The organism is Dyella sp. EPa41, assembly GCF_016586165.1.
Classification (GTDB): Bacteria; Pseudomonadota; Gammaproteobacteria; order Xanthomonadales; family Rhodanobacteraceae; genus Dyella.
The window spans coordinates 74,524-95,123 of the sequence record NZ_BCPR01000005.1 but is presented as its reverse complement, the minus strand read 5'-3'; the positions used below and the strand labels follow the sequence as shown (position 1 = coordinate 95,123).

At 61.1% G+C, this 20,600-nt stretch carries 25 protein-coding genes; 13 read left to right on the top strand and 12 right to left on the bottom strand.

Features of this window, described 5'->3' with window-relative positions; genetic code table 11:
- The first annotated feature begins 840 nt into the window (after positions 1 to 840).
- The 8 genes from JMF82_RS03310 to JMF82_RS03275 all read left to right on the top strand — a co-directional run bounded on the left by JMF82_RS03310 (position 841) and on the right by JMF82_RS03275 (position 6,037).
- Complete coding sequence (locus JMF82_RS03310; protein ID WP_201313113.1) at positions 841 to 1,029, top strand: hypothetical protein; 189 nt, start codon at positions 841 to 843, stop codon at positions 1,027 to 1,029.
- A 211-nt stretch (positions 1,030 to 1,240) separates the two neighbouring features.
- Positions 1,241 to 1,912, top strand: coding sequence for a methyltransferase domain-containing protein (locus tag JMF82_RS03305; protein WP_201313112.1), 672 nt, complete (start codon positions 1,241 to 1,243; stop codon positions 1,910 to 1,912).
- Complete coding sequence (locus JMF82_RS03300) at positions 1,891 to 2,235, top strand: YkgJ family cysteine cluster protein (RefSeq protein ID WP_201313111.1); 345 nt, start codon at positions 1,891 to 1,893, stop codon at positions 2,233 to 2,235. The genes JMF82_RS03305 and JMF82_RS03300 overlap by 22 nt, the downstream gene beginning before the upstream one ends.
- A gap of 77 nt (positions 2,236 to 2,312) precedes the next feature.
- Positions 2,313 to 2,462 carry a hypothetical protein gene (locus tag JMF82_RS03295; protein ID WP_201313110.1) on the top strand — a complete coding sequence of 50 codons (150 nt, stop codon included), beginning with the start codon at positions 2,313 to 2,315 and terminating at the stop codon, positions 2,460 to 2,462.
- A 134-nt stretch (positions 2,463 to 2,596) separates the two neighbouring features.
- Entirely contained in the window at positions 2,597 to 2,881 is a 285-nt protein-coding gene (locus tag JMF82_RS03290) for a hypothetical protein (protein ID WP_201313109.1), read from the top strand.
- A gap of 475 nt (positions 2,882 to 3,356) precedes the next feature.
- Positions 3,357 to 4,043: a DUF969 domain-containing protein gene (locus JMF82_RS03285; protein ID WP_201313108.1), complete on the top strand. Its 687-nt coding sequence runs from the start codon at positions 3,357 to 3,359 to the stop codon at positions 4,041 to 4,043.
- Positions 4,040 to 4,996, top strand: a complete 957-nt coding sequence (locus JMF82_RS03280) for a DUF979 domain-containing protein (protein WP_201313107.1) — start codon at positions 4,040 to 4,042, stop codon at positions 4,994 to 4,996. Before JMF82_RS03285 ends, JMF82_RS03280 begins: the two co-directional genes overlap by 4 nt.
- Before the next feature lie 18 nt (positions 4,997 to 5,014).
- Entirely contained in the window at positions 5,015 to 6,037 is a 1,023-nt protein-coding gene (locus JMF82_RS03275; protein WP_201313106.1) for a DUF2891 domain-containing protein, read from the top strand.
- A 256-nt stretch (positions 6,038 to 6,293) separates the two neighbouring features.
- Here the strand turns inward: JMF82_RS03275 and JMF82_RS03270 are convergent, their stop codons facing one another.
- On the bottom strand, positions 6,294 to 7,694 hold the full coding sequence (locus JMF82_RS03270) for a DUF1254 domain-containing protein (RefSeq protein ID WP_201313105.1): 1,401 nt from the start codon (positions 7,692 to 7,694) through the stop codon (positions 6,294 to 6,296).
- 84 nt (positions 7,695 to 7,778) lie between these two features.
- Positions 7,779 to 9,227 (bottom strand): DUF1254 domain-containing protein, encoded by a 1,449-nt coding sequence (locus JMF82_RS03265; protein WP_201313104.1) that lies wholly within the window; start codon positions 9,225 to 9,227, stop codon positions 7,779 to 7,781.
- Positions 9,228 to 9,387: 160 nt separating this feature from the next.
- Here JMF82_RS03265 and JMF82_RS03260 point away from each other — a divergent pair, with 160 nt between their 5' ends.
- Positions 9,388 to 9,669, top strand: a complete 282-nt coding sequence (locus tag JMF82_RS03260) for a hypothetical protein (RefSeq protein ID WP_201313103.1) — start codon at positions 9,388 to 9,390, stop codon at positions 9,667 to 9,669.
- A 46-nt stretch (positions 9,670 to 9,715) separates the two neighbouring features.
- On the opposite strand, the gene JMF82_RS03255 is transcribed toward JMF82_RS03260, so the two are convergent.
- A complete protein-coding gene (locus JMF82_RS03255; protein ID WP_201313102.1) occupies positions 9,716 to 9,871 on the bottom strand; it encodes a hypothetical protein in 156 nt (51 codons plus the stop codon).
- A 105-nt stretch (positions 9,872 to 9,976) separates the two neighbouring features.
- Here JMF82_RS03255 and JMF82_RS03250 point away from each other — a divergent pair, with 105 nt between their 5' ends.
- The 4 genes from JMF82_RS03250 (at position 9,977) to JMF82_RS03235 (ending at position 14,450) form a co-directional block, all read left to right on the top strand.
- The gene (locus JMF82_RS03250; protein ID WP_201313101.1) at positions 9,977 to 10,234 is read left to right on the top strand and encodes a hypothetical protein; all 258 of its coding nucleotides are present in this window, start codon (positions 9,977 to 9,979) and stop codon (positions 10,232 to 10,234) included.
- An 81-nt stretch (positions 10,235 to 10,315) separates the two neighbouring features.
- Entirely contained in the window at positions 10,316 to 11,167 is an 852-nt protein-coding gene (locus JMF82_RS03245) for a trypsin-like serine protease (RefSeq protein WP_201313100.1), read from the top strand.
- Positions 11,168 to 11,634: 467 nt separating this feature from the next.
- A complete protein-coding gene (locus JMF82_RS03240; RefSeq protein WP_201313099.1) occupies positions 11,635 to 12,537 on the top strand; it encodes a hypothetical protein in 903 nt (300 codons plus the stop codon).
- The gene (locus JMF82_RS03235) at positions 12,534 to 14,450 is read left to right on the top strand and encodes a hypothetical protein (protein WP_201313098.1); all 1,917 of its coding nucleotides are present in this window, start codon (positions 12,534 to 12,536) and stop codon (positions 14,448 to 14,450) included. The genes JMF82_RS03240 and JMF82_RS03235 overlap by 4 nt, the downstream gene beginning before the upstream one ends.
- 340 nt (positions 14,451 to 14,790) lie before the next feature.
- Here JMF82_RS03235 and JMF82_RS03230 read toward each other — a convergent pair whose 3' ends face one another.
- From JMF82_RS03230 to JMF82_RS03190, 9 genes are all read right to left on the bottom strand, one after another.
- Positions 14,791 to 15,543 (bottom strand): 2OG-Fe(II) oxygenase, encoded by a 753-nt coding sequence (locus tag JMF82_RS03230; RefSeq protein WP_236585276.1) that lies wholly within the window; start codon positions 15,541 to 15,543, stop codon positions 14,791 to 14,793.
- Positions 15,544 to 15,579: 36 nt separating this feature from the next.
- The gene (locus tag JMF82_RS03225; RefSeq protein ID WP_201313097.1) at positions 15,580 to 15,840 is read right to left on the bottom strand and encodes an Ada metal-binding domain-containing protein; all 261 of its coding nucleotides are present in this window, start codon (positions 15,838 to 15,840) and stop codon (positions 15,580 to 15,582) included.
- A gap of 13 nt (positions 15,841 to 15,853) precedes the next feature.
- On the bottom strand, positions 15,854 to 16,561 hold the full coding sequence (locus tag JMF82_RS03220) for a 2OG-Fe(II) oxygenase (protein WP_201313096.1): 708 nt from the start codon (positions 16,559 to 16,561) through the stop codon (positions 15,854 to 15,856).
- Positions 16,558 to 17,787 carry a bifunctional DNA-binding transcriptional regulator/O6-methylguanine-DNA methyltransferase Ada gene (ada, locus tag JMF82_RS03215; RefSeq protein WP_236585275.1) on the bottom strand — a complete coding sequence of 410 codons (1,230 nt, stop codon included), beginning with the start codon at positions 17,785 to 17,787 and terminating at the stop codon, positions 16,558 to 16,560. Before ada ends, JMF82_RS03220 begins: the two co-directional genes overlap by 4 nt.
- Positions 17,736 to 18,227, bottom strand: a complete 492-nt coding sequence (locus tag JMF82_RS03210) for a DNA-3-methyladenine glycosylase 2 family protein (protein ID WP_236585274.1) — start codon at positions 18,225 to 18,227, stop codon at positions 17,736 to 17,738. Before JMF82_RS03210 ends, ada begins: the two co-directional genes overlap by 52 nt.
- A 161-nt stretch (positions 18,228 to 18,388) precedes the next feature.
- Positions 18,389 to 18,937, bottom strand: a complete 549-nt coding sequence (locus JMF82_RS03205) for a methylated-DNA--[protein]-cysteine S-methyltransferase (RefSeq protein WP_201313094.1) — start codon at positions 18,935 to 18,937, stop codon at positions 18,389 to 18,391.
- A gap of 66 nt (positions 18,938 to 19,003) precedes the next feature.
- On the bottom strand, positions 19,004 to 19,189 hold the full coding sequence (locus tag JMF82_RS03200; protein WP_201313093.1) for a hypothetical protein: 186 nt from the start codon (positions 19,187 to 19,189) through the stop codon (positions 19,004 to 19,006).
- 82 nt (positions 19,190 to 19,271) lie between these two features.
- Entirely contained in the window at positions 19,272 to 19,922 is a 651-nt protein-coding gene (alkB, locus tag JMF82_RS03195; protein WP_201313092.1) for a DNA oxidative demethylase AlkB, read from the bottom strand.
- A gap of 58 nt (positions 19,923 to 19,980) precedes the next feature.
- On the bottom strand, positions 19,981 to 20,541 hold the full coding sequence (locus JMF82_RS03190; RefSeq protein ID WP_201313091.1) for a methylated-DNA--[protein]-cysteine S-methyltransferase: 561 nt from the start codon (positions 20,539 to 20,541) through the stop codon (positions 19,981 to 19,983).
- Positions 20,542 to 20,600 lie beyond the last annotated feature (59 nt).

The following is a 20,600-nucleotide window of genomic DNA, read 5'->3' as shown; positions in this document are numbered from 1 at the left end:
CCCCGACGTCCGCTTCTGACCCGGATAGGTGGTTGTCGAAGATGGCCGGATGCCAGCACCGGCTCTCGCGGTCCAGCATGCATGCGGAACATTCCACATGCCCAGTGCGATGCCTGACGACCGACAGGTCATGACTTGCCATCCGGGCGAGGAGATCACCGAGCCCCGGCATCCGTAACGTTGCACTTTCGGAAGCTCCACTGGCCCTGGCGGCGGAAATCGCGAGATCCTCGCTGCAAAAGCGTTCAGTGGTCATGCCGAAGCGCCCGCGCAGGGCAATGCCATCGTGCAACAAGCGCCAGCACCATGCCATTGTCCATCCGCGTCGGGGCCGTCGGCCAAGGCATCGACGGAGTCGACACGATCTTTTCCTCGGAAAACTGCTTGGACGCTGGCCTCTTCAGGAAACAGCTGCAATGAGATTCCCCGTCCCACACGGGGAAACTAACATTTGAAGCCAAGCAACAGCGTATGGTGGGGTGGTTGGACACACTCCAGTCGGCCACTCCCACGAGGCGCGCACGGATGCTCGCGACAAAGAGCGCATGAGCACCCATCCATCCTGTGGCTTGAGTTGTAGGCAGTGGGCTCTGCTGGATGAGGTTGTAAAGCGCTGTCCATTGTCACTGCGCACGATAAGGCGCCTTGCCGACCTGCGTCGGCTCAGCGAAGCGGGCTTGGTGACAGTCGATCAAGCAAGGGTTTGTGCGACGCGTTTGGGCATGGAAGCGCTTTGGTATCACAGCCTTCACTAGTCGATAGACCATCTTCTTCCGCGTTGATCTCTCGATGGCGAGAGGCCGACGTGGCCTTGCGCCACCCGTTGCCCAGGAACTCGCCATGACACCACCTACCAAGCCGATCTCGCTGTCAGACATCCATGATGTTTACCGCGGCTCCGAGAAGAAGCGGGATACGGCCAAAGCGGAGCATAGCTATCGGAAAACCAACCGCTTTTCGCGCGATGAAGGCCATTCGGGCGCCGCACCCAATCGTCCGCCATCGCCCAGTGGGCGCAAGGTTCGCTAGTTTTCCGGGTGGATTGGGCTGCGGCAATGCAGCCGCCTGCCCGCCCATGGTGACCCCAGGCCTGGTCAGCCCATGACATGACCCGTTTGCCGTGGGCGTGTCACGAACAGGCCAACACAACGTCGCTTGGTGCGTCATGTGTCACCCACGGAACCACATGACTCGCTCCCCTCCACCTCACCCTGGTTGCAGGGTTCCTCCGGGAGCATCAATGCCAGCCTACGCCACACGCAACGAACGGCTTTCCGTTGGTGGCCACACCTACCGTTTACGGATACTGAGCGACAAACAGCAATTTTCCGACGCCGACGGGCACCGCGCGCGCATGGGCATCTCGACGGCCCAATGGAGCTTGTTTGGTCAGCTATGGCCATCAGAGCGTCTTCTCGCCCAGGCCATGCATCGCTTCGCCGTGGACGGAAAACGCATTCTCGAATTGGGTTGTGGCATCGGACTGGCAAGCCTCGTCCTCCGCCGCCGCGGCGCGGACATCGTTGCGTCGGATGCCCATCCCCTGGCCGAATCCTTTCTTGCATACAACGCTGCACTCAATGCGTTGCCCGCTGTTGATTACCGGCGCCTGCCATGGGACACCCCTGAGCCATCGATAGGCCACTTCGACGTCATCATCGCCAATGACGTGCTGTACGAACCCGCACAGGCATTGCTGGTCGCCGAGATCATCAAGCGGCACGCCTACCCCTCTGCAGAGGTCGTGATGACCGACCCCGGCCGCAGCCATAGCGAATCCTTCAGCCAGCTATTGGCGAATCAAGGCTTCGTACTCACCGAAGAACGTTGCCCCATGGATGACCGCGACGCGCCGCCTTACCGGGGCAATCTTCTGCATTACACCCGACATTGGGAAACCACTTGCACGTGACCTTGCCCACCAGACCCGCCAAGGGCGCCGCACATTGCTCCCGATGCGAAGCGGTTTGCTGTCGCCTCACGGTCGTCCTGCAACCCGAGGACCGTATCCCGGATCACCTCACCACGTACTCGCCCGAAGGCTTGCATGTCATGAAGCATGCCGATGACGGCTGGTGCGCGGCCCTGGACACCGTGCACATGAACTGTGGCATTTATGAAACCCGGCCCTCCGTATGCCGCCGCTTCGTGATGAACGGCCCGTATTGCAGGGCCATACGCGCTGAGTACAGCGAGCATGGCACTGCCTGCACACGGGACAAATCGGCCACCTAGGCTGTATTGCATGGCGACAGATCCAGCGGGTGCACTCCAGGAGGCAGCCGCCACACCACCACTTCGGGAAAGCCCCATTGGCAAAGACAAACTATTCCTTTGAAAAGCGCCAGCGCGAAATCGCAAAGAAGAAAAAGCAGGACAGCAAGCAGGCCAAGAAGATGGCATCGCGTGACGGCACCAGGACGCAGTCCACCGCAAGGGAGCCGGCCGACAAGGATGCCTAGGCCGGGCTGTCATGTCGGACAGTGCCGGTCCAGGCGGCTATCGGTTCATGGCTCATCGTGGATGTTTTGAGCCAATGCAGTGCGAAGCGCCCATGTCGGCTTGTTGGCTTCTCCCAATCCAACCGGAGCATCACATGTCCAGCGAAGATCGTCTCCGCACCCTGGAGGCCTTGTTGGTCGAGCACGGCATGAGCTCCATGGCCATGGAACTTGTCGTGTCGGCGCTCATCGCCACGCACCCAAACAAGGCTGCGTTGGGCCAGGCGATCGGGCAGCTGTTCGCCGATCGCGAAATACGGATCCGGGATATCGGGTCGCTGGATGGCAAGACAGAAGCGGCCGCCAGCAAGACGGCGGACGTCTTCCGGGCCCGCGCCGAGCACTGGCTGCATCTGGTGCGCAAATCGTCGTTGAACTGAATAGCCGATCAGGCTGGCAGCGCCCATGCGTGAAGCAGGCGGCGGTACAACGCATTGTCGGCCCCATGTTCGTTGGTTCCTCCCCTAAACGCCGGCATCAGCGCCGGCGTTTTGTCGTATGGATGGGAAAGAAGCACCGTTGCGCCAGTCCGTTGAGACCTCGACCCGGGGGATCTTCGCCGCGCATGGCGCGCTGTCGCGCAGGATCGTACAGATAGGCGCGGCGCCGGTGTCGCGTTCGCATGGCTGTCGGACCGCGCTGCCCGGATGCGGAACACGTGTCTGGTTATCGCACACCAACAGTGTGTCACGACATCAAGGGAGGCCTTGCCGCTCGTCGTTTAGGGCGTGAGGGCCACAGGACAATTGATGCCCATCGGCTTTCATGTTAACCACCTGTCTCCAGTTCGGTGGATGCCGGCCGGTTGATTCAGGTGGCTCGGACGCCGTGCGCGCCGTGTGACGGGGAAAGATCATGTGGGTACTGATTGGGGTGCCGATTGTAGTGATCGGTTTTGCATTGCGCTTCAACGCATTGCTCGTGGTAACGGTGGCTGGCCTGGCGACCGGGCTCGCCGCCGGACTTGATCCGGTAGACATTGTCAGCGCGTTCGGCAAGGCGGTAGCGGACAATCGTTATATGGGACTCATCTGGCTGACGCTGCCGGTGATCGCCTTGCTTGAGCGCAATGGGCTCAAGGAGCAAGCCAGGCACCTGGTCGCGCGCGTGCATGCGGCGACCGCCGGGCGCGTCCTGATGCTGTATTTCGTCGCCCGTCAAATGACCGCGGCCCTCGGCCTGACCTCGCTGGGTGGCCATGCGCAGATGGTGCGACCGCTGATTGCGCCAATGGCCGAGGCCGCGGCCAATCGCAAGGGCCAGCTCGCCGAGGCGATACAGCAGCAACTTCGCGCGCATGCCGCCGCGGTGGACAACATCGCCGTGTTCTTCGGCGAGGATATTTTCATCGCCATCCAGTCGATCCTGCTGATCAAGGGCTTTCTCGAGCAGAACGGCATCACCGTGGCACCGCTACAGGTATCGGTATGGGCGATCCCGACCGCGGTGGCGGCTTTGCTGATTCATGGCACGAGACTGGCGCTGCTCGACCGCCGCCTGAGGCGAGGCCTTGCGGATTGCGCGTCAGGTGCCGCGCGATGATTGGCCTGGAGGCGCTGTACACGCTCGCAGGCGTGATGTTCGCCGCGTTTGCCTGGTTCAACCTGACCGATCGAACGAATCCGCGGCGCCTCGTCAACTTCGCGTTCTGGGCGATCTACGCGGCGACCTTTCTGCTCGGTTCGCGAGTGCCGCATTTCGTGACGGGCTGTCTTGCGCTGATGCTGGCGCTCATCGCCGGCTCGGGCAAGCTGGGGCGCAGCAAGGCCGAGGCTGTCGCCGACGTTGATGCGGCCGCGCGCCGCCGCGTTGCTGGCGCGAACCGTTACGGCAATCGCCTGTTCCTTGTCGCACTGTTGATACCCATCGTTACCCTGGTCGGTACATTCGTGCTGCCGCACGTGCCCTGGGTCGATCCGAAGAATGTAACGCTGGTCGCGCTGGTGCTCGGCACGGTGATTGCCTTCATCGTCGCGCTGGCCATGCTTCGCGATTCACCCGTCCACGCGCTGGGAGATGCGCGCCAAACCATGGACACGGTCGGCTGGGCCGCCACTCTGCCTCAGATGCTGGCAGCGCTCGGCGCCCTGTTTGCCGTGGCGGGCGTGGGAGGCGTGGTATCGGGTTTGATCACCGCGTGGGTGCCGGTGAACTCGCTGCTGGCGGTTGTAGTCGCCTATACCGTGGGGATGGCGCTGTTCACCATGGTCATGGGCAACGCGTTTGCGGCGTTTCCAGTGATGACGGCAGGCATCGGGCTGCCCTTGATCGTGCACCAGTTTCATGGCGATCCGGCGATACTGGGTGCGCTGGGCATGTTGAGCGGCTTTTGCGGCACGCTGATGACGCCGATGGCGGCGAACTTCAATATCGTTCCCGCCGCATTGCTGGAACTGAAGGACAAGAACGGCGTGATCAAGGCGCAAATCCCCACGGCATGCCTGCTGCTGGTGGTCAACACGCTGCTGTTGTACCTGTTCGTTTCCCGCTATTGACCAAGAGGCGATAAGTCGATGGGCCCACAGCTGACGCCAGAGCTGGCATCCAAATTTGCGTCGCTTGCGTTGTCGCACCTGACGCGCGAATACCCGAACAAGCTCATGCACGTACTCGCGGGGCCGCAGGATGTGCAGGGCCCGCGCGCCCTGCATCCGATATTCTATGGCAGCTACGACTGGCATTCGTGCGTGCATGGCTATTGGCTCGTGCTGCACCTGCTGCGGCGATTTCCTTCGCTGCCGGAGGCCGGGCGCATCATTGCGGTAGTCGACGCACACGTCACCGCGGCGAACGTCCAGGGCGAGTGCGCCTACCTGGCGTTGCCTCACCAGCGTGGCTTTGAGCGACCCTACGGCTGGGCGTGGCTGCTTGCGCTGTCCGCCGAGTTCGAACAGCTTGCGCTGGGCACGACGGTACCGCAGGCCGCAGGCTGGGCGAAGACCTTCGCGCCGCTTACCGAGGTGTTCGTTGGCTGGTTCGAGGCGTTCCTGCCCAAGGCCACCTATCCCATTCGCGTTGGCACGCACTTCAACACGGCGTTCGCGCTCGCATTGGCGCTCGATTTCGCGCGGGCGACGCAGCGCGAGACGCTGGCCGTGCTCATCATGGATACGGCGCGGCGCTGGTATCTGAATGATGTGGCATGCCAGGCGTGGGAGCCGTCGGGCGATGAGTTCCTGTCGCCCGCCCTGATGGAGGCGGAATTGATGCGGCACGTACTCGCCCCGGCCGAGTTTGATCCATGGTTCGCGCGCTTCCTTCCCGAGCTCGCGCAAGGCGCACCGGTAACGCTGTTTGAGCCGGCCACCGTCAGCGACCGCAGCGACGGCAAGATCGCTCACCTTGATGGCCTCAACCTTAGCCGCGCATGGTGTCAGCGCGCGCTGGCTTGCGCACTGCCCGAAGGAGACGCTCGTCGAACGAGACTGCTCGACGCCGCGGCTCGGCATCTGGACAGCGCGCTGGCCCATGTCGCCGGCGACTACATGGGCGAGCATTGGCTGGCGACGTTTGCGACGCTGGCGATGGAGGCTTAAGGCGAGCCGGCGTGAATGGCAGCCGAGGTCGGCGTCGAACCCGGAACGTCGCAAGACGCACGGTAGCCCGCCAGGTTGCATCCATGGAGCGGGATCGAGATGAATCGTCGTTCGAAAAGGACGGCTGCACGTGGGTCGGCTGGGTTGGCCTGAAGTTTTCCTCAGATGAGAGGCTGGTTCATGTGTCGCCCCTGGTGTCTTATGGCGAACCTGATCCATGCTTTCCCCGCTAGATTTCATATCATGATCGTGACGACTACGACTCCCGCTCCACATCCGGTAGCCGCCATTGCTTTTCAAAGAAGGCTTTTGTCGGGCCGTAGGCGCGGAACATCAGTTCGAACCGGCGCTGCGGATCGGTGGGAATCCAGTTGGACTCCTTGCCGGCCGGAGCCTTGGGGCCGAAATAGATATCGATGGAGCCGTCGGCGTTCTTCTGGATCTCGGCGCTGTTCGAGGCGCGGCTGGCTCGATCCATGTGTTTGATGAGCGCGTGTGTCTCGCGGTCGTACGCGGTCACCGACCAATACTGCTCGACGGGAACGTTGGCGGGCACGTGCAGACGGTAGGTTTTCGAACCGTCGTAGCTGGTGCCCTGCTTGTCCTTGATGTTGATCATGTAGAACTGCCCCGCGCCAAGGCGCTTGAGCCCGATGTAGGCATAGGAATAGCTGAGGCCCCGTGCATCCACCGGATAGGCATCCGGGTCGCTGAAGCCCGCCTGGGCCTCCTTGATCAACGCAGGGTCAGCCGGCATCGTCCAATGGGTGCCTTCGTAGAACGGGGGAAAGCCAGCGTCGTATTTGGCGGCCAGGTACTCCTGTGCATCATGAACACCGGCAGTCATGGCCAGGCGCGTTTCCGCCGAGGGCGCGTATGGTTTTCCCTTCTCGATGCCCAGCGAACGCAGCTGGTCGATCATCACGCGATCGCGGTCAAGCCACGGGTCGAACTGGACGACACGATTGAGATTGTCGAAGAACGAATCGTCATAGCGGATGGTGGAATCGAATTCCACGTTCTGCACATCAACGAAGACGGTTTCCGGCGGATGGACCGCTTTTGAAAGCGGATACACCTTCACGCGCTTCGCATAGGCGATCGACCGCGCCACATCCGCCGGTGCGTGGCTTTTCATGTTCGACCGGAAGAGCGCATAGCTGCCGAGCGTGCCGGGCTCAAGCACCTCATAGCCTGCCGGCCACGGGCCCTTTTGTCCCGGCGGCACGATCAGCAGCTTGATGCCTTTGCCCTTGTCGACGCCGAGCAGGCCGGCGTCCTCCAGCGGTGCTTGCCAGATGTTGACGATATTGGCGTTGAGAGAGCCCGAGGCATCGGCGGGAGGAATCTCCACCACCATCGGCCCTGCCTCCTTGGTGTTGAGGAAGGTCATGAAATAGATGGTGTCCGGATTGGGTGTCAGCGTCTGGTTGTGCCAATCCAGCGGACGCCCCCAATAGATGACCTGGTTTTCCTTGCCCGCCGTCTTGGTCAGCATCTGCTGCCGCATCAGGTCGTAGTTCACCGCGGGCATGCCCCAGATGGTGGCTTGGGCGGCGCGACTTTGCAGCAGTGTTTCGTTCGCCTGGCTGGGCGTGGCTGCCTGCGCCATGCCGGCGAGGGAGAGTCCGATCATCAGGGTGAGCAAGGTGCGCATGGGTGGTCTGTCCCCTCGAAGGTTGCCGTCTGCCATGGGGCGTGCGTGGGCAGCATGACGTTCGCGAACGTCATGTGCCGACGGTCAATGGATCTCCTGGAAATCCGCGGGTTTCCAGCTTCCGTCGAAAGCCGCCTGTTCGGGCCCGTAGACGCGGAAGTAGACGAACCAGCCCTTGCCTGGGATGGTCTTGATCCACTGGCCTTCATGTCCCTTGGGGGCGGTCGGGCCAAAGTAGAGATCGGCGGTGCCACTTGTCGCCGATGCGGTGTCCTTCAGTTCGAACAACGAGCGCAACGCGGCCTTGCCCTGGTCGGTGATCACCTGGCTGCGCGTTTCGGCGTCGTAGACCGTCACCGACCAGAACAGCTTGTCGGGCACGGGCAGCGGCACGCTCAACTTGTAGGACTTGCCGCCATCGAGATACGCGCCGGTGTTGTCGCGCAGGCCAAGCCAGTAGACCGAGCCGGCGCCCGCGCCACGGCGGAACATCGCGGGCGAGGCCCCGATGGCCTGGTAGAACCAGAGGTCGCGCGCCTCCAGGTCGGTGTACGACGGCGCATCGAAATTGCCGTTGTCGGAGATGAGGCCGGCCCATTCCCACTTGCGGTCGGGCCACACGACGCGATCCGAGCGGCGATCGGCGAACGACTGCACGCGCATCTGCGCATTGGCCTCCTTGGCGGCCTCGGTGAGGATACGCTTCATGCGTTCGTCCGGATGGAACGGCTTGCCCTTGGCGATGCCCAGCGCGGCCAGCTCGCCATAGAAATTGCGGTAGCCATCGAACGCAGGCTCGCGCTCGACCACCTTCGCCAGCACCTCCCAATAGGTGAGGTTGTCTTCCCACTTCAGCGGCGTGGTGTCCTGAGGCTTGGGCGTAAGGTCGGCCCAGGTGGGGTCTGTCCAGCCGGCGGGTGGATTGAGCGGGCGCAACTTCACCGTCTTGATGCGTGCGATGGCGGCCGGCACGTCGCCACCCACGGGCAATGACCGTATGCCGACCAGCAGGAAGTTCGAAGAGGAGTGCCAGACGTGATATCCGTCGGGGATGGTTCCCTTGTAGTCCGGCGGCAGGAGCAGGTGCTTGCCACCTTTGCCGGCATCCGGCCCGGGCAGGCCCATGTCGGCGACCCAGCGCTGGTTCACATCCATGGCGACGACGATCAGCGGGCCCGCAGGAATCTCCACGGTCATCGGCCCCTGGCTGAGATCCACCAACAGGGGCGCATACGGCGTATCCGAGTTGAGCGTATAGCCCACATGCTTGGGTTTGGTGTCCAGCGTGCCGAAGGCCTTGTTCACCTTCAGGCCGATCTGCAGGTTGCCCTCGAAGATGGCCTCGCCAGAGACGGTGGGATAGAAGAATTTGTAAGCCGCGATGGCCCGATTGAGATCCGCGGCGTCATAGGCGTCCTGCACGGTCTTCGGATCCGGATAGCCACCCTTGAACGTGTACTGTGCGGCCCACGCAGGAAGTGCGCAGGCCACGCTCACGGTTCCAGCGGCCATGATCTTCAGCAAGGTACGCATGGGGCTACTCGGCGGGGGAGGGGCCCTATGCCAGCACACCGGTGGCCATCGGGCGTCGGAACAACTACTGAGCGCCACACAGTAAAATTACGTAGATGGTGTGTATATGGGCGCATCCGCTCTCGACCCATATCGGACACGCCGCGTTTCAGGTGAAGCCATGGATGTGAAACCGCAAACGACCGGACAAGTCCGGAAAGTGCTGAGGGAACTGGCCGCACAAAAGCCGGCCAGTGCGGAAGCACTGGCGCATATGGAGCGTGGCTCTCTGCTGCTTCGGCTACACATTCAAAGCCATGGCCTCGGAACAAACTTGCCCGAGGTCGTCTGGCACTTCCTGTCCGATGCAGATATTCGCTACAGATCATCGGACTATAGAGATACCCAGACAGCCGAACTCCTGTCTGCGCTCGATCGATGGGAGCAGGAAGAAGAAGCGTAAAAGTCTGCTCCGGTCCCAGGCGAACCCTACAACCGCCGGCAGGACCTCACCCTTCCACCCGCATGACATCGTCAAGAAAGTCGCGAATGGCTTCAACCATCTGGTCGAGCCCCGGAAGCTCCAGGGGATAGTGGCCTGCGTTGTCCAGCATCACCTTCCTGACGGGTACGTGCCGGATGCGTCGAAGAAACAATTCGCTCAAGTGCAGCGGGGTCCTGGTCCGAGGAAACGTGTAGGCTTGAGGCGGGGCGTCCGCTTGCGGGGTGGACTTCGGCAAGGCTTGGATCGACCACAGGGGGAGCGTGCGATGCGCGCGTCATGGGAAGACTGGAACAATGGTTGGGCGGAGATCGAGGTGAGCCTGTCAGCCTCAGACGTAGACCACCTCATTGCCTTGCTGCAAATGATCAAGGCCAACCCGGATCAGCACTTCCATGCCACCAGCGACTTTGTCGGCACGGGCGGAATCGGCCAGATCACGTTTCAGATTCAACAGCCGGACGAGCCAGACAACCTGAGCCTGGGCAGCCGGGCCATGGGCGAAGGCGAGTCAACTGACCAGTAATTGGATCGTCCGCTTGCGACCCAAAGCCGGCATTGCACCGTAGGCTCAGTTACCCACCCATCAAGGCCCGAGGATGATCAAATGAAATGGAGTTTCGCTTACTGCCTGTTTACCGTATCAACCGCTGTCGGAGCTGTTGTCATCCGGGCAGACGTTGATGATGTCAAATATCGAGTTCCGGCGTCTGCATTCCCCGCGCTGGTAGACATGCCGGGCGAGGGGCATGGCGTGCTGATTGCACCTCAGTGGGTCGTAACCGCAGCTCACGCGGCGCCAATGCAAATGGAAGGCATGGACGATGACGTATCCATTGGCGGTATGGCGCACAAGATCAAACGCGTCATCATGCATCCCGGCTACAAGAAAGTACCCGATCAGCTGATCAAGGTGGCGCTGGCATCCGGCGATCTATCGAAGGTGCACGCATTTCTCGACTCATCTGATGACATTGCGTTGATCGAACTCGCGTCACCGGTCACGGATGTAACCCCTGTTCCTCTCTATCGCGGGAACAAGGAAGTGGGCATGACCGCCGAGCTTGTAGGCAAGGGCGCCACGGGCAACGGCATCAAGGGCCAGGATGCCCAAAGCCCGCACCGCACCGTGCTTCGACATGCTTTCAATGTGATTGTTGGTGACGACGTGCGCTACGTCTGGTATCGATTTGACGCGCCGCCATCCGCCCTGCCGCTCGAAGGCATCACAGGAAGCGGCGACAGTGGTGGTCCCTTGCTCATCGGGGATGGCAGCTCTAGGCAACTAGTGGGTTTGGCCTCTTGGAGCAAATATCCAAAGGACCATCCATTTTTGAGAGCGTGGACACCAGATCGCCCATTCGTAGAAGGCCTCAACGGCGAAATCGTGAACGCGGTTCGCGTCTCAAGCTATATCCCGTGGATAGAAAGCGTGATATCTGCAGGCGCTCATCCGTAATGCCCGCTTCCGACTGCGGTTTCATCCGTTGCATCGACCGGCTGAAACCGCAACCCCAGGCGGACCTTTGTGACAGCCATTCAAGTCCGGTGCGTATGGGAGATTATCTACAGGTGAAAGGGTTGAGGTGGCAATTCGCTGTGCGACGCCTGGGTCGCGCCACATCTATAGGGGAGTGATGTGTTGACTTTTCTTCCAGTTGTTCTCGGCATTACCTTTGCGCTGCTGACGGCACGTCGCGTGGGTGGACGTGGCACGTCGTCATCCGTGTTCACCTATTCCGAGTTCTTGAAGATCTTCAGTTGCCTACCCTTCACTCGTCCAGCAATTCTGCGCTTCGCCCAGTAGCGGCGGATCGGAACGTCGGCATCTTCAGCCGCCTGGTTGTTGCCCGGCTTCGTGCGCCGATGCGGAAATCCTGGGCCACCACCCCTACGCATTCCTCCTACCAAGATAAGGAACTATGTATGCCCGGCTCTGGTGAACATGAATCCAAAGACATGGAACACGATGTCGAACGCGAGCGGTCGCTGTCCCTAGAGGAACTCAAGGAGCAGGAACGATCCGCACGCGAACGCATCAACCGGCTGATGGGCGCGGACAAGGCTTCCAGCTCCAATGCCACCTACAGGGCCGCGCTGGACGACATCAAAAGCAAAGACCTGGAGGCCACATCGGAGTTGGCGGGCACCATGGCCATGGACGCCGTGGAGTCGCGCCCTTTCGCCAGCGGCTGGGCCGCCGATTTCGCAGCAGACATGGATCGCGCCATCGAACGTGCAAGAGAGGAAGGAAACGAGAAGCTCAAGGATAAGGGTGGCAAGGACGGCGAACAGAGCAAAAAGTCGTACGCCCGTACCCAGTTCTGGGGCATGCTAATTGGCGGGGTGGCGATGCTTTCGTCGCTCGCGTCCAACATCCTGGCCGGCTTCGCGCTGCGACCGACCCGCCCCGACGACCCCGACTACGACGCCCGCGTTGCCGCGCGCGAGCAGTTCAACAAGTGGAAGTCGCTGCCCGGCCCCCAGTTCTGGAAAGAAGTCGGCGACTACGTGCTCAGCAAGCGATTGTCGCTCGCAACGCAGGGCTTCCTGATGCATTACGTCTCCGTCTATTTTTCGGGTGACTACGTCAAGCTGGAGGACGGAGAAGTTGCGCGACTGCGCGATGTGCTTGTCACGGCGTATCAGGACGCCGTCGGCATGAGCCCCAGCCCACCCTCCAGCGCGATCTACGCGACGCTTGCTACCGGCCTGAAGGGCAAGGAAGCGGCGACGGGACACGAGAAAGAGCTGGTCAAGCCGCAGTGCGCGGCCATCGCCCAGTTGGCGCTTTCCAAAATCATCAAGACATCGGAGATCGCCGAATGAGCCACCCACATCGATACGCGGTTGCCCTTGATGGAGCCGCTTCCCTGGACGTGGGCGCGGCGGTCGACGCCATGTTTACTCCCGGCACGGCAGCGGCTTTGCTCGATGGTTGCCGGGGATATCTGTGCTTTGGTGCGCCAAGCCTTGCCGACGCCGAATCCGGCATCAAGGCGCTTGGCGAGGAAGGTACGGAACTGGCGCTCAAAGCCGAGGCATACGCGGAATTTGCGACGCCCTGGTTCGGCCTGGCCGAAGGAACGACATTGCTCAAGACCGAAGTGTCGGTACTGGCCGAGGCATGGAACGGCTTTCCCGAAGGATCCGTCGCGCTTCGTCTTGAAACCAATCGCGGCGCGGTGACCTTTGTACGCAATGACGTGACGATCGGGCTTCGCACAGGGAATGTCTTCCACCACCGGAACCGTGCGCGTGTGGAATCCGAAGTCACAGCGCTCTACGTCGAAGACGGAAGCGCCGGCGACGCGGCGCTGACCCTTGCCGAGTACGCGTCGTTCCTGATCCCCGGTGTCGGCCCCATCGGCGCCGGCCTGATCAACATCCTTCATACGTGGCTACGACCACCCCACAAACCGGCGATGCCGGGTGAGGAGATCGTTCGCGAGATCGGCCTGCTGATGAAAAAGCTCATGGTCATTGAGGACCAGGCTGCCGTCGAGGGCGCGTATCTCGATTACAGCTCCGCCATGGCCAATGCGAAGGATGGTGACAAGGAATCGGTCGCCAACTTCAGGACGAGCGCCTTCAAGGCGCTGGACCAGAACGGAACCATGGTACGCGCTTTCAACTCGCTGACCCTTGATTCGGCCCTCGCCCAAACCGGCATCAGGGCATGGTCTTTCGCGGCCTCCTTCATGCTGCTCGCCCTGCGTCATGCGACGACGCTTTCCTCCCAGGATCGCAATATTCCCGTTGCCAGCACCGACTACTGGCGGCGCCTGCGCCTGGCTTATCACGAGATCCTGACGCACATCGGCAACGTGATGTGCGCAGAGCAGAAGGGGTTGAAGGAACGCCTTGCAAAGATAGGCCCGGTCGAACGGTGGACGCACCAGGATTTCGCCATCATGCCCAAGGGCATCATGATCCCCAGGACCGTTTTTGATGGCTACGGCTTCACGGATGGCGGCAAGCGCGCGGGATTGAAGGCTCCCGACAGGGACACGAGCGACGAAAACCAGCTTCACTCCCAGGCCGTTGCTGACCGCGACGCTTACTACGAGTCGAAGCACAAGGAATTTCTTCGCACCCTGTACGAAGAAACGGATGACGTGGTGCGCCAGATCCAGGCGTCGAACGAGAGTCTTGTTCACGCCTGGCACTACAGCCTTGAGGACACCATTCTGGCTGCCGTAAAGGGATGGAACCCGGGAGACGAATATCCCGTATTGGCGGCATGGCCGAATGGCAGCCTGAACGTCGAAGGCACTTCCGGCGTCAGACAGGATGCCTGGCAGTCGTTTCTTGACTCCAACTCCGGTGAGATGGGAGCCAAAGAGCTGCATCTGAAGCCCGATACGCCGGTATTCCGCTTCATCGGCTCCGGTGAGCCCGGCCCGGGTGGCGGTGCGCTAAAGCTCAAGGTGCCTTCGGAGAAGGGCAAGATATACGCCTTGCGAGTGCGCTACACGTCCACGGAATACTTGCGCACCTTTCGAGTGCACTGGGCGTTGGAGACGTCCCCGGGCAACGACGCTGCGCACCGCGTGCTGGCCCCCAATGCGCGCCATCAGGATGCCAAGCAGCGCTGGTGGATTTCCCGATCGATCACCATTCCGGTGGAAGCGCATCACGACGGCGACACGCTTATCCTGGATGGCTTCGACGGCTGGGCTCCTGACATCGTGAGCCTTGAGTGGTTTGAACTGGAAGGATTCCCGCTGCTGGGTTCATGAACCACGGGCATCTTTTCAAGGTTGCCGGCTCCAAGAGAAAAGGGGCAGAGTGGGCTGTCCCTGATTTTGGGCCATCGCTGATTTCAAGGGCGCTTGAAAGCGAGGACAGCCCAGAGTGCTTTTCTTGCTAACAAGCAAAACCGGGCTCACTCGAAACCGGGGTATCTCAGAGTGCACTTTCTAGCTTGTCCTATAAGCAACGCCCAGAAAGGTGCATGCTGACCCCGGTTTTGGCCCGCCGCCAAGGCACCGAGGCTGACCGCTCAGCGATGATTGCTGCATGTCCACTTTCGATCCGAGGCGGACATCCGAGGTCCACACCTGAAGAGATCCGGCCGGCCTATTTGGCGTCGTGGAAAATGATTCCCAGCGTGTGCCTATGCCCGCGGTACAAACGACTCACGCCGTGACGAAGGCTTGCACGATAGTATCCGCGCGCCGAGCGCACAGGACGATGATTAACCGCGAAGATCACGGCATCTCCTTGACACAAGGGAACTACCTCGGCGCGGCCGGGCTTCTTCGGATCACTCTCGGTGAGCAAGAACTCACCTCCGTCAAAATCTTGGCCCGGTTCGTCAAGGAGAAGAGCCGTCTGGAACGGAAAGACGTGATCGCCATACAAGTCCTGGTGTAGGCAGCAGTAATCGTTCGGCTGATAGCGCAGCAGCAGAGGCGTGGGTCGACGTTGACCGGCCTGATGGCAGATATCGCGAAATTCGATGAGCGTTGAGGGAAAGCGCTCCTTGATGCGCATGGCCTGGTGCCAGCGGTTGGCGATAGGTGCCAGGCGGGAATAGAGTGAACCGCGCAAACAGTCGATCACTTCGGGTAGCGGATAGCTGAAATACTTGTACTCGCCGCGACCAAATGCGTAGCGCTCCATGATGATGTGGCTGCGGAAGCGCGCCTCGTCGTTGAAGAATCGCGCTATCTCGCGGCACTGCTCCGGCCCGAGCAGGCGAGGCAGAACGGCGTAACCATTCGCCGTCATGGACTCTTCGAGACCGCGCCAATCGGTCGCCGCGATATGGGCTACCAGTGCGCTCGGCATCGAGGCGTGAGTATTGGTTAGTGCGCTTCGGTTGGCCATCTAAAGTCTCTGTCTTGCCGGTTCTGAATGTGTGAGTCAGGCGTTGCAATCGCGACGCTTCTTCCATGCCGCGTATTTCTCTGGAAGGCAAACGGCGCAAGGCCGGTAGCCGGCACCGATAGCCGTCGTTTCGTCCTTAAAGAAGACACGGTGCTTCACGTATCCTCCGCGCGCGATCGCCTGGAGAGCAGCGCGGCAATCCAGACGGCCGTAGATCTTGCCGCCACGATGGCCGCCCAGTGTGCCGGGTCTGGTGCTCTGGTACGGCTTGCCGTTCGTGTCGATCAAGGTGTACATCGCAGATCGTCTCTCATGGCGCGTCGTGAAAGGAAAGCTCCACGCCGACGCGATCGCCGTGGCGTACGCGGCTGATGGCGTGCTTGATGTTCGCGCGGTAGTAACCCTTGGTTCCTTTAAAGGGACGTTCTGACGTACTGATAATGGCCGCGTCGCCGATGGCCAGGGGGAGCACCATCGGTCGCGACTGCATGCGTGGGCGCTGCTCGGTCATGACCAACTCGCCACCTCCAAAGTCCGCGCCGGGGTCGGACAAGAGCACGATCACCTGCATGGGAAAAATGCGCGCTCCGAGGTTGCGCTGATGAAGTGAAAGATAGTCCCCCGTGCCCAAGCGAATCACATGCGATAGCGCCTGAGTCTGTCCGTCTCTGCGATTCTGCTCCTGAAACTCTTCGAAGTGACCGGGATAGCGGTACGCCACGCCGAGGGCTTGATTCCACCGATTGGCCATAGGTGCGAGATGCCGATAGAACGCGGTACGTCCCGACAACCAGGGTGTCGGCAGGCTCTGCCCTAAGTACGCCACATGACCCTGGCCTAGATCTTTGGATGCAAGAGACTCGGACTGGCTCGCCAAGAGTGACAGCGATTGGTGCGCCAGGTAGCGGGAGGCATCTGCATTGATAAGGCCGGGCAGATGGGCGAAGCCTTCCATTCCTAGTTTCTGCTCGATGTCGGCCCAGTCTCGTTGTTCAATGGCATCGGCAAGGAAGGTCATGACAAGGTTTCCGATTCGAATTCGGTTTCGCGACGCAGGAGTTCGCGTTTGCGATCCACGCCCCATCGATAACCAGCGATATCGCCGTCGCGGCGTACGACGCGGTGACATGGAATAGCAACGGCAATGTGATTGGCACCGCATGCTTGAGCGACCGCACGCACCGCCTTGGGCGAACCAATACGTTCTGCTATCTCGGTATAGCTCACCGTTGTGCCTGGCGGGATCTCGCGAAGCGCTTGCCAGACGCGCTCCTGGAATGCGGTACCCCGCACATCCAGAGGCAGATTCAAGCCAACCGACGGCGCTTCGATGAACCCCACCACGCGTGCGATGAGTTGCTCGAACTCCGCATCGCCACCAATCAGCTGGGCCTTGGGAAATTGGTCCTGCAGATCGCGCACCAACGCATCGGGGTCTTCTCCCAAGAGAATGGCGCAGATGCCGCGCTGGCTTTGAGCCACCAGGATGGCGCCCAGGGAGCACTGGCCCACTGCAAAACGAATGACCGCGCCCGCACCACCCGCGCGATAGTCGCGGGCCCGCATGCCGAGTAATTGATTGGAAGCCTCGTAAAATCGGCTATTGGAATTGAAACCGGCGTCGTAGATGGCGTCAGTGACCGATGACTTAAGTGCACTCAAGCCTTCACGGAGTCGACGAGCACGAAAGGCCGAAGCATAGGCCTTCGGCGTCAGGCCTGTTTCCGCCTTGAACACGCGATGGAAGTGGAAAGAACTCAAGCCGGCCTTGGCCGCCAGTTCATCCAGATTAGGTGGGGTTTCCGAGGTCTCGATCAGGCGGCAGGCCTTCGCTACCAGGGTGGCACGCTCAGCGGCCGCGGCGGTCTGGTCGCCCAAGGCACGGCGGCTTGCGCGATACCCGGCCGCTTCGGCAGCCTCGGCCGTGTCGAAGAACACCACATTCTCGCGCTTGGGCAGGCGCGCCGAGGAACTCGGCCGGCAGTAGATGCCGGTGGTCCGCACGGCATAGACAAAGTGGCCGTCCGCCGCTGGATCGCGCTTTTTCAGCGCCTCCCATCGCGCTTCATCCGTGGCGAAGGCTTGGCCTGACGAAAGGGAGGTGGTCATGTCGAATGTCCAGTCGGTTTCGAGAATGGCGCCATCGTAGGGCGGAATTCGGTCGCAAGAACTCCGATTCTTGCGAATGAATTTCAGCTGCTCGACGGGACGCGCCACAGGTACCAGGTAGCTACCGTCCGGCATGGACTCCACGCCGCGCCGATGTCTCGCATTTGCCGGGGCGACGGCGCCTTGTCCAAGCCTTTGAGGCGCCGGTAACCGTCACGAACGCCAAAGTCGTCCACCGGCAAGATGTCGGCACGCTGCAAGGAATAGATAAGGAACATCTCCACAGTCCAGCGCCCCACGCCAGGCAGAGACGTCAGGCGGCTGACGAGTGCATCGCTGGGCAAGTGTTGGGCCTCGATCAGGCTCGGCACCGTCCCTTGGATGGTTGCCTCTGCGATACCACGAATCGTGGCGACCTTGGCCGCTGAGAATCCGCAGGCACGTTGCGTGCGGGTGTCCGCGGCGAGCAAGGCGGCAGGTGACGGGAAATCCATCCCTGGGTACAACGCCAGCAGACGCCCCAGGATGGCGTCCCCCGCCTTGGCGTGGAGTTGCTGATAGGCAATCGCACGCACGAGTGCCTCATACGGTTCCCGTGTCGGCTTGGGTTCGAGTCGACACGGACCGATGGCAGCGACATGGCATGCCCAATCCTCATCCAGTTCGGACAGAAATGCGGAAGCCTGCCTATAAGCACGCGGCGAAAGCGTGGCTGCGAGAACTGTTTTAACCACACCTAGAATCCCGGCAGCGTGGCGTTGACATGTCCGGCTTGGGGAGCCATTGCCCCCTCGTGCTCAAGCAACCAACGCTTGCGATGCAAACCCCAGGCGTAGCCCTTGAGGTCGCCATTGCTCGCAATGACACGATGGCAGGGAACGATGATGGCAATGGGATTGGCCGCATTGGCTGCACCCATATCGATAGCCGCACGCGGGTCACTGAATCCTAGTTGCTTGGCCAGCTTGCCGTAGGTGGTCGTGGTACCTACCGGAATCTTACGCAGTGCGGCCCAAACCTGCTGCTGCAGGCCGGACCCGGCCGTCGCCGTGGTGAGCGCATCGAGTGCGTGCAGATCCCCGTCAAAATAGCGGGTGATGGCCTGGGCAATCGCCGGCGGCGCAGGAATGTCCGTCATCTCCGCCGTGCCGTAGTGCTCGCGCAACCCGCGGTGCAGGCGAGCCATGTGATCGGCGAAATCCAATGCACGCACGTTGTTCTGTGCATCGGTCACGAGCCGCATCTCACCGAGCGGCGAATTCAAACGACTCTGGAACAATTCCATACTACGAATCCTCTGTGCTCGCGGTGAGCGATTGATGTAAAGGAAGATGGCCAAAGGTGCGATCCATCAGCGCAGTCGCGTGATGCCTAGATCACCGAGGAGATAGATCTCGCCGTTCTCCATGTGGAGTTCGACTTGGCCCTCGTCATTGACATGCCATTGGGCATGCCCCGTTTCTACGAGCGACTTGAAGAGGACTTCTACTTCGCGTCGCGCCGCAACCACAGGGTCTTTTTTACGCGTTGGGTTCATGATCAAGCTTCTAGGTACGTGTGCATCGTATCCACGCTACTGCCATTTAAAACTCCGACTCTTGCGGTGAAATTCATGGCCGTTAACCCGCCTTGCGCAAGGTCAAGTTGATACGCTGGGCGCCCAGTAGCGGGTGCGGAGCATCTTTGAGCGGCATGACGCCGTGGTAGCGCAAGCGGTCTTCGCCGCCCCATATTGCGACGTCGCCATGATGCAAAGGCACTCTCGTCGTCTTATCCGATCGAGCTGACCCACCGAACAGGAAGACAGCAGACATACCTAGTGATACAGACACGATCGGCGCGTCGAAATCCCGCTCGTTCTTGTCCTGGTGTAACGACAAGCGGGAGCCCGGAAGGTAGCGATTGACCAAACAGGCATCCGGTTCGAAGGCCCCAAATCCAGCGGTAATGGCGACGGTCCTGGCCAGGGCACGTAACGTGGCCGGCATCGCCGGCCAATGCTGATTTGAAACGGGATCAACAGTCGTATAGCGGTAGCCACGGCGATCCGTGGTCCACCCGAGATCGCCACAATTGGTGAGCGCCACAGACATGGTGAATCCACCTGGCGTCTCCATGTGACGAAACGGCGCAAGTGCATCAATGGCCGTAACGGCGCGAACGAGCTCGGCGGCGATCGGCAGGGCAAAACCGCGTAGTACGAAAGCGCAGGGCCCCATGCGGTCCACGATGGGCGGTGTGCTGCGCGGGAAGAGATCAAGCGTCGTCATGCCCATCGCCGTGCATTCCAAAATGGGGTTGGCGCCACGCAGGGCGATATTGTCTTGGTCATCGGGCGCCTTCCTCGACCAGCAAGGTCCGCTTGCGCTCCACACCCCAGCGATAACCGGAGAGATACCCGTCCTTGCGGACAACGCGGTGGCACGGAATGACGACAGCAAGGAGGTTGGCGGCGCAGGCAGCAGCCACGGCCCGTGTGGATGCAGAGGATCCCATCGCCTGCGCGATGTCGCTGTAGGAGCGCGTTTCACCCTCGGGAATCGCGCACAATTGTTTCCAGACCTGCTGTTCAAAGCGCGTGCCACCGATGTCGAGCGTGATGGTGCCCTCGACGGTGCCTTTGTCGATAAAGGCGACGATATGGTCGACCTCGTGTTGCAATGACGTCTGCTCCGCGACCAGTTCACCGGCCGGAAAGGCCGAGATGAGATCACGGCACAAGGCATCGGCATCGTTGCCGAGAAAAATGGCGCAGACACCGTTGAGGCTTCGGGCCACCACGACGGTGCCCAGGCTCGATTCGCCAAATGCATAGCCGATCGCGCCGGAAAGCAAGTTGCCCGGGGCGCGGAAGTTACAAGCAAACGGGAAGCGTTGACGGACGTTCATGGCGATATCACTCGATGGCTTGGACAGTGATGCCAGTGTAGGAACGGACAGCGCGTGGT